Source organism: Mycobacterium sp. NGS64 (assembly GCF_059812245.1).
On record NZ_JCALCI010000004.1, the window covers coordinates 633,087 to 644,830 of the forward strand.

The 11,744-nt window shown below is 66.3% G+C and carries 12 protein-coding genes; 7 read left to right on the plus strand and 5 right to left on the minus strand.

Going from position 1 to position 11,744, the window contains the following annotated elements:
* Nucleotides 1–2: 2 nt before the first annotated feature.
* On the minus strand, nucleotides 3–713 hold the full coding sequence (locus tag AC5Y4S_RS20895; protein ID WP_500034510.1) for a hypothetical protein: 711 nt from the start codon (nucleotides 711–713) through the stop codon (nucleotides 3–5).
* A gap of 270 nt (nucleotides 714–983) precedes the next feature.
* On the opposite strand from AC5Y4S_RS20895, the gene AC5Y4S_RS20900 reads away from it, so the two are divergent.
* The gene (locus tag AC5Y4S_RS20900) at nucleotides 984–2,087 is read left to right on the plus strand and encodes an NAD(P)H-dependent amine dehydrogenase family protein (protein WP_500034511.1); all 1,104 of its coding nucleotides are present in this window, start codon (nucleotides 984–986) and stop codon (nucleotides 2,085–2,087) included.
* 16 nt (nucleotides 2,088–2,103) lie between these two features.
* Here the strand turns inward: AC5Y4S_RS20900 and AC5Y4S_RS20905 are convergent, their stop codons facing one another.
* A complete protein-coding gene (locus AC5Y4S_RS20905; protein WP_500034512.1) occupies nucleotides 2,104–2,703 on the minus strand; it encodes a TetR/AcrR family transcriptional regulator in 600 nt (199 codons plus the stop codon).
* Between the two features lie 210 nt (nucleotides 2,704–2,913).
* Here AC5Y4S_RS20905 and AC5Y4S_RS20910 point away from each other — a divergent pair, with 210 nt between their 5' ends.
* The 3 genes from AC5Y4S_RS20910 to AC5Y4S_RS20920 are packed head-to-tail and all read left to right on the plus strand — an operon-like array spanning nucleotide 2,914 to nucleotide 5,638.
* On the plus strand, nucleotides 2,914–3,702 hold the full coding sequence (locus tag AC5Y4S_RS20910; protein ID WP_500034513.1) for an SDR family NAD(P)-dependent oxidoreductase: 789 nt from the start codon (nucleotides 2,914–2,916) through the stop codon (nucleotides 3,700–3,702).
* Nucleotides 3,703–3,754: 52 nt separating this feature from the next.
* Nucleotides 3,755–4,837 (plus strand): NAD(P)H-dependent amine dehydrogenase family protein, encoded by a 1,083-nt coding sequence (locus tag AC5Y4S_RS20915; RefSeq protein WP_500034514.1) that lies wholly within the window; start codon nucleotides 3,755–3,757, stop codon nucleotides 4,835–4,837.
* Nucleotides 4,838–5,638: a mycofactocin-coupled SDR family oxidoreductase gene (locus tag AC5Y4S_RS20920; protein ID WP_500034515.1), complete on the plus strand. Its 801-nt coding sequence runs from the start codon at nucleotides 4,838–4,840 to the stop codon at nucleotides 5,636–5,638.
* Between the two features lie 5 nt (nucleotides 5,639–5,643).
* On the opposite strand, the gene AC5Y4S_RS20925 is transcribed toward AC5Y4S_RS20920, so the two are convergent.
* Nucleotides 5,644–6,273: a TetR/AcrR family transcriptional regulator gene (locus AC5Y4S_RS20925; protein WP_500034516.1), complete on the minus strand. Its 630-nt coding sequence runs from the start codon at nucleotides 6,271–6,273 to the stop codon at nucleotides 5,644–5,646.
* 93 nt (nucleotides 6,274–6,366) lie between these two features.
* Between AC5Y4S_RS20925 and AC5Y4S_RS20930 the strand changes: the two genes are divergently transcribed.
* Nucleotides 6,367–7,581 (plus strand): cytochrome P450, encoded by a 1,215-nt coding sequence (locus AC5Y4S_RS20930; protein ID WP_500034517.1) that lies wholly within the window; start codon nucleotides 6,367–6,369, stop codon nucleotides 7,579–7,581.
* Nucleotides 7,578–8,555: an SDR family NAD(P)-dependent oxidoreductase gene (locus tag AC5Y4S_RS20935; RefSeq protein ID WP_500034518.1), complete on the plus strand. Its 978-nt coding sequence runs from the start codon at nucleotides 7,578–7,580 to the stop codon at nucleotides 8,553–8,555. Before AC5Y4S_RS20930 ends, AC5Y4S_RS20935 begins: the two co-directional genes overlap by 4 nt.
* A gap of 3 nt (nucleotides 8,556–8,558) precedes the next feature.
* On the opposite strand, the gene AC5Y4S_RS20940 is transcribed toward AC5Y4S_RS20935, so the two are convergent.
* A complete protein-coding gene (locus AC5Y4S_RS20940; RefSeq protein ID WP_500034519.1) occupies nucleotides 8,559–9,413 on the minus strand; it encodes a hypothetical protein in 855 nt (284 codons plus the stop codon).
* 40 nt (nucleotides 9,414–9,453) lie between these two features.
* The gene (locus AC5Y4S_RS20945; protein ID WP_500034520.1) at nucleotides 9,454–10,131 is read right to left on the minus strand and encodes a hypothetical protein; all 678 of its coding nucleotides are present in this window, start codon (nucleotides 10,129–10,131) and stop codon (nucleotides 9,454–9,456) included.
* 80 nt (nucleotides 10,132–10,211) lie between these two features.
* On the opposite strand from AC5Y4S_RS20945, the gene AC5Y4S_RS20950 reads away from it, so the two are divergent.
* Nucleotides 10,212–11,729, plus strand: coding sequence for a carboxylesterase/lipase family protein (locus tag AC5Y4S_RS20950; protein WP_500034521.1), 1,518 nt, complete (start codon nucleotides 10,212–10,214; stop codon nucleotides 11,727–11,729).
* Nucleotides 11,730–11,744: the final 15 nt, after the last annotated feature.

Here is an 11,744-nt window from a genome sequence, read left to right on the forward strand (position 1 = left end):
TTTCAGTCGGTGAAGATTTCGCGGTTGACGGTGTGGAGATACGGGATGGCGAGGAACGGCGTGATGTAGAAGATGTCGTACAGCCACCAGCCGACCACCGGCAGCACGACACCCGCGAAGCGGACATCGGCGAACATCGTCATGTTGAACACGTAGCCGATCCAGATCACGACCCCCATCCAGCAGGTGACGACCATCCATTGATGGCCCCACCGTTTCATCTGCAGGAAGCCGATGGCCGCGGCGATCCGCATCGTGAAGACGGTCAGGATGAGCCCGACCTCCCAGCCCTTTTCGCCGGGGCCCGCCGCGCCGCCGATCCACAGCTCGTTGTAGTGCCAGAAGTAGCCGGCGTCGAACATGTTGCCCCAGCCGTTCAGCAGAACGCGGGCCAGCAGGGTGTGGTTCGCCACCAGGTCAAGCGCCCATCCCACGGTGTTGATGGCGGCGTCGATGATCACGAGATAACCGAGCAACGTGACGAGCATCGGCCGGACGGAGAGCCCAGCGGTTTGCGCCCGGCGCAACGACCGCACACCCCAGAGGAAAAGAGGCAGCCCGAAGACGCCCAAAGCCGCGGTTCCGATCAGCAGGCTGCCGGAGATGAGCCACTTGTCGGCCTGACGCTGCGCGAGCTGCGATTGCTCCGTGTGCTCGTCGAACGTCAGCCCCTGTCGGGCCGGGCCGCGCTGTTGCAGCTTCGGCAGGTTCACAGACCCTCCCCGTCGTCGGCGCCGAGTGACCAGGTGGGTGCACTATAACAGGCTGACTTCAGTCAGCAAAAGGGTATGACGGTTCGCGCTAGGTCGGCGTGCCTGGCGCAGCAACATGACAGCCGCATCGATATCCAGCAGATCTGCTGGGAAGCTCAAGCGGATGCCGCATCTAATTACTGACAGTAGTCAGATTATCGCCGTTGACACGGTATCGGCGAAACGCCTACGCTCAGCGAGCGCTCAGCCATTGAGGCCAAAGGGGTTGCAATGACGCACAAATCGCCGGCCGAGAAGAAATATCGCGTAATCCAGTGGGGCATGGGCAATGTCGGGACGGTCGCGCTGCGTCACTTTGCCCACAATCCCGCGTACGAGGTGGTCGGGGTGCTCTGCAATCGCCCGGAGAAGGTGGGCAAGGACGCCGGCGAACTCGTCGGCGTCGCGCCGATCGGGGTGCTCGCCACCACCGATAAGGCCGCGATCGAAGCGCTTGACGCAGATTGTGTTTTCTACGCGCCGCTGTGGTCGGATCCAGACGAGGTCTGCAGGCTGCTGCGCGCGGGCAAGAACGTCGTCGCCTCGGGCGGCGCGTGGTGGTATCGAACCGAGCACAGCCAGGCCGACATCGACAAGATCGACGCGGCGTGCCACGAGGGCGGTACGTCATTCCACGCCGGGGGTGTCAACCCGGGCTTCGCCGGGGACCTGCTCGTGCTGACGCTGGCTCGCATCGTGAGCCGCATCGAGTCCATCCACATCTACGAGGTGGTGAATTTCGGCAAGGACACCTTGAAGTACCTGCACGAGATGGGGATGGGCAACACTCCCGAGGAGTTCATGGCCGGCCCGAATCTGCTGGGCAACGCCTGGCCGCTGTTCGCGCAATCGATGGCCATGGTGGTCGACGGCCTCGGGAAGACGGTGGACAAGTACACGACGGACGTCGAGCTGGGCACGGCAATTCGCGACATTCCGTACGAAGGCGGGCCGACCAGTGACATGCCGGGCTTTAAGGGCTCGATCAAGAAGGGCACCGTCGCCTCCCAGCATCACAAGTGGACGACGTGGGTCGATGGCAAGCCGCTCATCACCTTTCATGAGATGTACACCATGGACGAATACGATGCCATTGAGCCGCAGCCTGATTGGGGCGGACACTATCACTACCGCATCGTGATCGAGGGCGATGAGCCCACCGAGTTGATCCTTCAAGCGCCGGCCGATCCGCACGGCAATTACCCCAAGCCGGGTTACACCTGGACGGCGATGGGCCCGGCGAATACGGTGCCGGCCGTGTGCGAGGCCGCACCTGGATTCCTCACCCACAAGGAACTCGGGCTGGTGCCGTTGCGCGGCCTGGTCCGCTCGTAGCCGTAAGGGCAGTGGATCAAGGCCGCAAGCTGCGCAACGTCCTCGCCACGTAGTCTTCCAGCAGATCGTGGCCAGTCGGCCAGTGGTTCGTGGTGATCAAGAGCGAGTAGAGACCCAGTAGGAAGAACACCGCACTGTTCATGGGGTTGACTTCCGGATCCGTCTCGCCGCGTTCCTGAGCAAGCGCGATCTCCTGGGCGACCAAGACGACCAGGGGGTGGTCCCTGCCGTCTTCGGTAGGCGGACGGGTTTGGGAGAAGTGCAGCGCGAGAAAGTCATTGAAGAGCAGATAGCCCAGCCGGCGTTCCAGTCCGACCACGACGCGGACCGCCTCGTGAAGCGCGCCCGCAAGATCGTGCTCGTTCTTCAAGAATTGCGCGAACTGCTTGGCGATGCGGTCCTCTTCGCGGCGTTCCAGCTCCAGCAGCACGTGCTCTTTGGTGGGAAAGTGAAAGAAGAAGGTGCCGTGGGCGACTCCCGCGGCGGCCACGATGGCGCTGACATCGGCCTCTGCCATTCCCGCGCGGGCGAACTCCGCGATCGCGGCGCCCATCAACCGCTCTCGCGTCTGCAAGCGCTTGGCTTCCCGCGCAGACACCCGGTCCGTCACAGCCATTTCTTTCCTCACGGTTGACCCGACTCATACCAGAGCAGCGAGGCTAACAGATCATTATGCCGTGTTCCGGTCAAAAAGGCTTGCACAACTTGATCACTATGGGTACAGGGGCGCCGCGACAGATACCGATCGTGGAAATTCGTTGACTTTAGTCAGCTAGGTTCATAGATTGAACGACGCACACCTCACGCGCGGCCAAAGGAGCTCGGCATGGCGTTGGAGCAGTTCCGGCTGGATGGACAGGTCGCGATCGTCACGGGCGCCGGGAAGGGTGTCGGGGCGGGCATTGCGCGCGTCTTGGCGGAGGCCGGGGCCACGATTGTCGGGACCGCGCGTACCGAGGCGGATATCGTTGGCACGATTAAGGGTATCGAGGCCGCGGGCGGCAAGGGGCTGGCGCTGGTCGCCGATGCGATGAGCCGTCCCGACGGTGAGCGCGTCGTCAACACCGCGATGGAGCGCTTCGGCCGCATCGACATTCTGGTCAACAACGTCGGCGGCTCCACATACGCGCGGTTTCTGGACATCACCGACGAAGACTTCCGGCACACGTTCGACTGGTGCGTCACCTCCGCGTTCATCATGAGCCAGCTGGTGGCCCCGCACATGCTGAGTGCGGGGCGCGGTTCCATCGTGAACATCTCGTCCGGTTCGGCGCGCTTCGGCATTCGCGCGCTGACCGCCTACTGCGTGGCCAAGGGCGGCCTCGAAGCGCTCACCCGCGCCATGGCACAGGAACTCGCGCCGAAGGTTCGCGTCAACGCCATCGCCCTTGGTTCGTTCGCCACGGATGGCCTGAAGGGCAGCCTCGACCTGATGCCCGGGTCGCTGGAGAAGATGCAAGAGGCCACCCCCCTGCATCGGCTGGGCGACGTCGAGGACCTCGGACGGCTCACCGTGTATCTGTGCACGCGCGATTGCTACGCGACGAACGCGACGTTCCACGTCGACGGCGGCATCGACTCGAACAATTCGCCGCTGCCGATACCGGACTACTGATCTCGCCTGACATGATCGGTCATCATCCCTCGCTGTAAGGATCGGGCTAACAGTGCGCAGAGTCATTCAATTCTCGACCGGCAACGTGGGGCGGCACTCGTTGCGGGCCATCATCGGCAGGCTGGACCTCGAACTGGTCGGGGTGCACGCCGCCGGCACCGAAAAGATCGGTCGGGATGCCGCCGAGCTCTGCGGACTGGAACGGCCCACGGGCATCGTCGCCACTGACGACATCGACGCCCTCGTCGCCCTCGGAGCCGATTGCGTCGTGTACACGGCGCAGGGCGAGACCCGGCCGATGGAGGCCATCGAACAAATGGCTAAGTTTCTGGCGGCGGGCGTCAACGTGGTTGGCACGTCACTGGTCTGGCTGGTGACGCCGCACCAAGCCGACGACTGGTTACGGGTGCCGCTGGAGCGCGCCTGTGCGGCCGGCAACACCTCGCTGTACGTCAACGGCATCGACCCCGGCTTCTCCGGCGACACGTTGGTGCATTCGGCGGTCAGCCTGACCACCCGCGTCTCGTCGATCACCGTGCAGGAGATCTTCGACTACGGGAACTACGATGACGCTGAGTTCACCGGTGCCGCAATGGGTTTCGGAACTACGGCGGACGACGAGCCGGCGATGATGTTCCTGCCCGGGGTGATCGTCGCGATGTGGGGCGGCCAGGTACGCAGTCTGGCCGACCATCTCGACATCAAACTCGACGATGTGCGCCAGCGCGTCGAACCGTGGTACACACCCGAGCGCATCGACTGCACGATGATGACGGTGGAACCGGGGCAGATGGCCGCGGTCCGGTTCGCCACCGAGGGCGTGCTCGACGGCGAACCGGTCATCACCCTCGAGCACGTGACCAGACTGACCACCGCCGCCGCGCCCGACTGGGAGTTCCCTCCCGAGGGTCACACCGGCGTACACCGTGTCGTCGTGGAGGGCGAACCGCGGGTGGAAATCAACACCCACGTTTCCCATCCTCTTTTCGATTCCACCGATGCCGGCTGCATCTCGACCGCGGGCCGTGCCGTCAATGCGATCGACTGGGTGTGCCGCGCGCCGCAAGGGCTGATCGCCGTGGAGGACATCCCGCTGTCCGCGACGATGCGCGGCCTGATGTGGAACGAGCGTTAGGTGCGCCTTGCCGGTAAGCGCATTCTGATCACCGGCGCCGCCCGCGGCATGGGGCGCAGCCACGCACTGCGGCTCGCCGAGGAGGGCGCGGACCTCATCCTGGTCGACATCTGCCAATCGCTGCCGCAGATCGAATATCCCTTGGCCACAAAGGAAGACCTCGACGAAACGGTACGGCTGGTTCGGGAGTCGGGCCGGCGCTGCGTCAGTCATATCGTCGACGTCCGCAACGATGAGGCGCTGCGCGAGGCCGTCGATGACGGTGTTGGCGAATTGGGCGGCCTGGATGGTGCAGTGGCCAACGCGGGCGTGTTGACGGTGGCGGCGTGGGACAAGACCACCGCGGAGCAGTGGCGCACGGTGGTCGACGTGAACCTGATCGGCGTGTGGAATACCTGCGCCGCCGCGATACCGCACCTGCTCGAACAAGGCGGCGGCAGCCTGGTCAACATCAGCTCGGCCGGCGCTCTCAAGGGATTTCCGCTGCAGACGCCCTACACCGCGGCGAAGTACGGCGTCGTCGGCCTGACGCTGGCCCTGGCCAATGAACTGGCGGCACAGAACATCCGGGTGAATACCGTGCTTCCCACCGGTGTCCCGACCGGGATGGTTCCACCGTCGTTCGGGCCGCTCCTGGGCGAGCAGCGCTCCGACCTGATCCCGATCTTCGTCAACGCGATGCCGACGCCGGCCGTCGAGCCGGCCGACGTCAGCAACGCGGTGTTGTATCTGCTATCCGATGAATCCAGGTACGTGACGGGGTTGCAGTTCAAGGTCGACGCGGGCGTGACCATCAACTGAATTGCTCACAGCGGCCAGCTGTTCGGCCCGACGTCATAGCGCAGCGCGGCGGCGGGAGGCAATGGCTTACGTCCGTCCACCGAAATCGCATCGATGACGAGGGCGACATAGCGTCGCCAGCCGTCGCTGCCCGCATCCATCGTCGACAGCACGCTGAAGAGCATCGCGACCAGCCGCGGCAGGTCGTCGGCGACCAGGTCGGCGCGGATGCTGCCGACGCGCTGGCCTTCCCGGGCGAGCTCGCCGAGCGCCTCGTTGAGCGAAACCGAAATGTCGGACGTCAGCGATCCGGCCCGTCGCGCGGCGGTCAGCAGGTTGTGTTCGCGGGCCCCCAGCGATATCGCCGCTTCGATCAGTTCGGTAAGACCGCGTAGCGGGTCGTCGGCACGCCGGGCGCTGTCGATCACCGGCGTCAGGTCCTCGGCGATGCTCTGATCGAGGGCGGCCCGGACCAGATCGGCCTTGGCCGGAAACCTGCGGTAGAGGGTTCGTTCACCCACTCCGGCGCGACGGGCGACGGCTTCGACGGGTGCATCCGGTCCGAGCTCGCCGTATACGGCTCGCGCGGCGCGCAGTATGCGCGCGGCATTGCGGGCGGCGTCCGCCCGCAACGGCCGGTCCTCAACGGCGGTCACCCCGACAGCTTAACTGACGGTTGACTGCCAGTTAGGTGTAGCTCTAGGCTCACAAATTGACAGCTCGCTGCCACTTACCAGGAAACGCCGGTGATGCCAACAACTTCCGAATCCCGCCCTGACGTCGACCTTCCGGTGCTACCTGCGGCCCGGGCCGCGCGCTGCCCCCTCGCGCCGCCACCCGAATTCGCGGGCTGGCGCGAAGAGCCGGGCCTCCGCCGGGCGATGTTCCAGGGCAACCCGGTCTGGGTGGTCAGCCGCTACCGGGACATCAGAGAGGCGCTGGTCGATCCCCGCCTGTCCGCGAAGACCATTCCCGACGCCATCATGCCCAAGGACGCCGACAACAAGGTCCCGGTGATGTTCGCGCGGACCGACGATCCCGAGCATCAGCGGTTGCGGCGCATGATGACCAGCAACTTCACCTTCAGGCGTTGCGAATCGATGCGGCCACAAATTCAGGAAACGGTTGATTACTATCTCGGCCGAATGGTCGAGGGTGGAGCGCCGGCCGACCTGGTCCGTGAATTTGCCTTGCCGGTGCCATCTTTGGTGATCGCGTTGCTGTTGGGGGTGCCGCCCGAAGACCTCCAGATTTTCCAACGCCACACCACGACTGGGCTCGACCAGAGGTCCACCGACGAGCAAAAAGGCCAAGCCTTCGGGGCGATGTACGCCTACATCGAGGAGCTGGTGCAACGCAAGGAGCGCGAACCCGGGGACGATTTGATCAGCCGTCTGGTCACCGAATACGTGGCGACGGGCCAACTCGACCATGCCACCACGGCCATGAACAGTGTGATCATGATGCAGGCCGGCCACGAAACCACGGCCAACATGATCTCGCTGGGAACGGTTGCGCTGCTGCAGCATCCGGACGTATTTGAGCGACTCGGACACACCGACGACGCCGCCGTCGTCGCCAACATCGTCGAAGAGCTGATGCGCTACCTCACCATCGTGCACAGCCAGGTCGATCGTGTCGCGACCGAAGATCTGATCATCGGCGGTCAGCTGATCCGTGCGGGAGAGTTCGTCCTGATGAACCTGCCCGCGGGGAACTGGGATGCCGAGTTCGTCGACAATCCGGAATCATTCGACCCCGACCGAAACCCTCGGGGGCACTTGGGTTTCGGGTACGGCGTGCATCAATGCATCGGGGCGAACCTCGCCCGCGTCGAAATGCAGGTCGCGTTCGCCACGCTGGCGCGCCGCCTACCCGGCCTGAAGTTGGCGGTACCCGCGGATCAGCTGAGGTTCAAAGAGGCCAACATCTACGGCATGAAAGAACTTCCGGTCAGTTGGTGACCAACGAGCTGCGGTTCGACGAGCAGGTCGCCGTGATCACGGGTGCCGGCGGCGGGCTGGGGAGGCAATACGCGCTGCTGCTCGCATCACGCGGCGCGCGCGTCGTCGTCAACGACACCGGTGGGTCGGTGACCGGTGATGGCTCCGACGGTGAGGCGGCACAAGCTGTCGTCGACGAGATCCGTGAGCTGGGTGGCGATGCCGTCGGCGACGCCCACAGCGTGACGACTCCCGAAGGCGGACAGGCGATCATCGATACCGCCATGCGCGCCTGGGGGCGGGTCGACATCGTGATCAACAACGCCGGGATCGTCGGTGACGCGCCGTTCGCGGACATGACCGCCGACCGGCTCGAACCGCTCATCGACGTCCACCTCAAGGGCGCGTTCCACGTGACGCGACCCGCATGGAACCTCATGCGCGAACGCCGGTACGGCCGGATACTGAACACCTGCTCAGCGGCGGGAATCCTTGGCGCCGAACGCATGAGCAACTACGGCGCGGCGAAGACCGGACTGATCGGATTCACCCGAGTGCTGGCGGCCGAAGGGGCGGGGCACGACATCAAGGTCAACGCCATCGCGCCCATCGCCTACACCCGGATGCTGGCGCGCGAAGTCGAGCACGCGACCGGACAGCAGCCCGCCGAGCACGAGGCGGCGGCCCAGGCTGTGCTCGATGACCTTGTCGGCCAATACCTTCAGAAGCTGGACCCCGCGCTCGTCGCGCCGGTGGCGGCCTTCCTGACGCACCGCGAGTGCCCGGTTTCGGGCGAGATCTACACGGTCGGCGCCGGGCACGTCGCCCGCTTCTTCATCGGCAGGACAAGGGGTTTCTACCGTCCCGGGCTGTCCGTCGAGGACGTGCGCGATCACCTCGCCGAGATTCGCGACGAGGCGGGCTACACCGTCCCCGGCGGGCCTGCGGATGAGATGACGGAGCTGTTCGCGGCCGTCAGCGACCGACCGGGCTAAGGGTCACGCGGGCTTCTGGAACTGGCGCCAGACCACAAAACCGATGGCCACCACCACGCCCGCGATCAGAGCGAACAGCACGGTCTGCAGGGCATCGATCGCGAACCAATTAGGGTCGTACGAGTCGGCGCCCCGGACACACTCGAAGTCCACGTTGGTTCCCGACTGGCCGGGCTTGTAGCTGTAGTGCGAGGTGTTGTAGGTCAGCTGGTAGCCGCCGTCGCACACGATGGGACTCGTCCACAACGCGGTCGACGGCATCGATGCGGTGAGCGCCGCGGCGCCGCCGACGCAGAGACCGATGGTCCCGGCGATCGCCCCGAAACGGTTTGCCCACACGCGTCCGTCACGTTCGCGCCGGCCGCCGAACGTGGCTTGGCGCCTCGAGCCGACCTGTTGCGCAAAGCCCGTCGGCGGGCCCATGAAGGCCGGCGGGGCGTATTCCGGTGCGGCGCCCTGTCCGGAATACACCACCGAGTGCCCCACCTTGAACGTCGCCTTGCCGTGCTTGAAGATGTTGTCGATCTGCTCCTCCGACAGACCCGCCTGGGCCGCGGCTTGCATGAACGCGGCCCGATGCTGAGCCATCTCGGGCCCGGACGGCCCGCCGGGGCCGGCCGGTCCGCCGGAGCGCAAACCCTCCCACAACGACTCCGCGTACTGGCGGGCGCGCTCGTCGCCAGCCTCGCTCACGCCCGTTTGCACCGAGAAAAACGACGGCGGCTGCCCCGCGCCGGGGTTCTGGCCGGCGGCCGCCTTGGCCTCGGCCAGTTGACGTTCCAGCTCGGCGATGCGCTTTTGCTCCGCGAGCTGACGTTCCAGCTCGGCGATGCGCTTTTCGGGATCGTCGGGGTCCATCGGCAAATGGTCCCACGCCGAAACCGCGGTTGCAGCAAATTCAGCAGCCGAACGCGGCGCCGACCCCGTCCGGCGGTGGCACCGGCTTCAGGCACCCGAACGGCTGGATGCCGGCGGCGGCGAACCGCACCGCTGACTGGTGGGCGTAGTTCACGCAGAAAAGGCCCGAATCGTCGGCGCGGCAGCGATAGTCGCCGAACGACAACGAATCGCCGTTCGCCAATTCGGGTCCGTTGCCGTTGAGGAACGGACCGGGATCCGCGCGCGCCGACCCCACCTGAAGGTTCGTCCCGTCGAAGTCCACCCAGCCGCCCTTCCAATCGCCGTAGGCCGTGTCCGGGCGGGGCGGGGGATTGGTCAGGGCAACCAGACAGGCCAGCGTGGCGCCGGTGTGCTTGGAATCGGTCATGCAGGACACCTTGCCCCCTTGAGCGGTCAGGGCGATGTCGTTGCCGAGCGGTGTGGTCGCGCCCTCCCGGGCGGCGCTGTGATAACGACCGGGATCCGCCGGGTGAGCTGCCTCGATCCAGGCGATGACGGCGGAGATCGCGGCGCCGGCGGCCGGTGCGCCGGACGGCGCCGGAGGTTTGCTGCCCGACGCTCCGGCCGATGTGGTCGCGGGGGGCTGCGCGCTGGTCTGCGGCTGCCCCGAGTTGTCGCCGAGATGCGAGCATCCGGCGATCAGCAATGGCACGGCGACCAGCGCGGCGATCCGCATCCAGCCAGGCTAGCCGCCACACCCGGCGATTCGATCGCTAGCCGCGCAATACCGGCGCAGTCTCGGCTACCGTCACTGGTATGCATGAGCGCATCGTTCGCGCCCGCACCACCGCCGGCATCGTCGAAGGCTTCACCCGCGACGGCGTAAACCGCTGGCGGTCCATCCCTTACGCCCGCCCGCCGGTGGGAGCCCTGCGATTCCAGGCGCCGCAGCCCGCGCCGCCGTGGTCGGGCGTGCGGCACTGCCACGGCTTCGGCAACTGCGCGCCCCAGCAGCGCCGCTACACCTTGCTCGGTGTCGGCCGCTACCAGCCGATGAGCGAGGACTGCCTCACCCTCAACGTCGTCACCCCTGAGGCCACGGCCTCGGACGGGACTGACGAGCCGCTGCCGGTCATGGTCTTCGTCCACGGTGGCGGCTACATCATGGGCAGCTCGGCCACCCCGCTCTACGACGGCGCCGCGCTGGCGCGCCGCGGTTGCGTGTACGTGTCGGTCAACTACCGCTTGGGCGCGCTGGGATGCCTGGACCTGTCGTCGCTGTCGACGCGCGATACCCAAATCGAGAGCAACCTGTACCTGCGCGACCTGGTGATGGCGCTGCAGTGGATCCGGGACAACATCGCCGAATTCGGCGGAGACCCCGGCAATGTCACGATCTTCGGCGAGAGCGCCGGCGCCTGCATCACCTCCACGCTGTTGGCCGTGCCCGCCGCCGAAGGCCTTTTCGCGCAGGCGATCTCGGAAAGCCCGGCGTCAGGTTTGGTGCGGTCGCAGGAGATCGCCGTCGAGTTCGCCAAGCGCTTTGCCGGGCTGCTCGGCGTGCGCCCGCAGGACGGCGCGCACGCGGTGATGCAGGCGTCCGCGGCGCAACTCGTGGAAACGCAGCACCGGCTGATCGACCAGGGCATGGAAAGCCGGCTGGGCGCGTTCCCGATCGGCCCGGTCGTCGGCGACGACGTCCTGCCCCTCGACCCCGTCGAGGCGATGCGGTCCGGCCGGGCGCACAAGGTGCCTCTCATCGTGGGCACCAACGCCGAAGAGGGCCGCCTGTTCACCCGCTTCCTCAAGATGTTGCCGACGAACCAATCGATGATCGAAGAGCTGCTGGCCGACACGGAACCGGCCGCCCGCGAACGCATTACCGCCGCCTACCCCGACTACCCGTCGCCGTCGGCCTGCATCCAGCTCGGCGGCGACTTCGCGTTCAGCTCGGCGGCCTGGCAGATCGCCGAGGCCCACGGCAACCACGCGCCCACCTACCTCTACCGCTACGACTTCGCCCCGCGGACGCTGCGCTGGTCGGGCTTGGGCGCCACGCACGCCACCGAGCTGCTGGCCGTCTTCGACGTCTACCGCACCCGGTTCGGTGCGCTGCTGACCGCCGCCGCCGACCGGCGCGCGGCGCTGAAGGTCAGCAACCACGTGCAGCGCCGGTGGCGGTCCTTCAGCCGCACGGGTTCGCCGGGCGACGACTGGCCCGCGTACACCCGCGCCGACCGCGCCGTGATGGTGTTCGACCGCAAGAGCCGGATCGAGTTCGACCCGCACCCGCACCGCCGGATCGCCTGGGACGGCTTCTCACTTGCGAACTGACCTGGCACGCTAGAC

Bases quoted from the DNA above. Each gene is read 5' to 3' on its own strand.
- AC5Y4S_RS20905 (WP_500034512.1), bottom strand. From the start codon at position 2,703: ATGGCTGTGACGGACCGGGTGTCTGCGCGGGAAGCCAAGCGCTTGCAG.
- AC5Y4S_RS20910 (WP_500034513.1), top strand. From the start codon at position 2,914: ATGGCGTTGGAGCAGTTCCGGCTGGATGGACAGGTCGCGATCGTCACG.
- AC5Y4S_RS20900 (WP_500034511.1), top strand. From the start codon at position 984: ATGACGCACAAATCGCCGGCCGAGAAGAAATATCGCGTAATCCAGTGG.
- AC5Y4S_RS20945 (WP_500034520.1), bottom strand. From the start codon at position 10,131: ATGCGGATCGCCGCGCTGGTCGCCGTGCCATTGCTGATCGCCGGATGC.
- AC5Y4S_RS20950 (WP_500034521.1), top strand. From the start codon at position 10,212: ATGCATGAGCGCATCGTTCGCGCCCGCACCACCGCCGGCATCGTCGAA.
- AC5Y4S_RS20940 (WP_500034519.1), bottom strand. From the start codon at position 9,413: ATGGACCCCGACGATCCCGAAAAGCGCATCGCCGAGCTGGAACGTCAG.
- AC5Y4S_RS20930 (WP_500034517.1), top strand. From the start codon at position 6,367: ATGCCAACAACTTCCGAATCCCGCCCTGACGTCGACCTTCCGGTGCTA.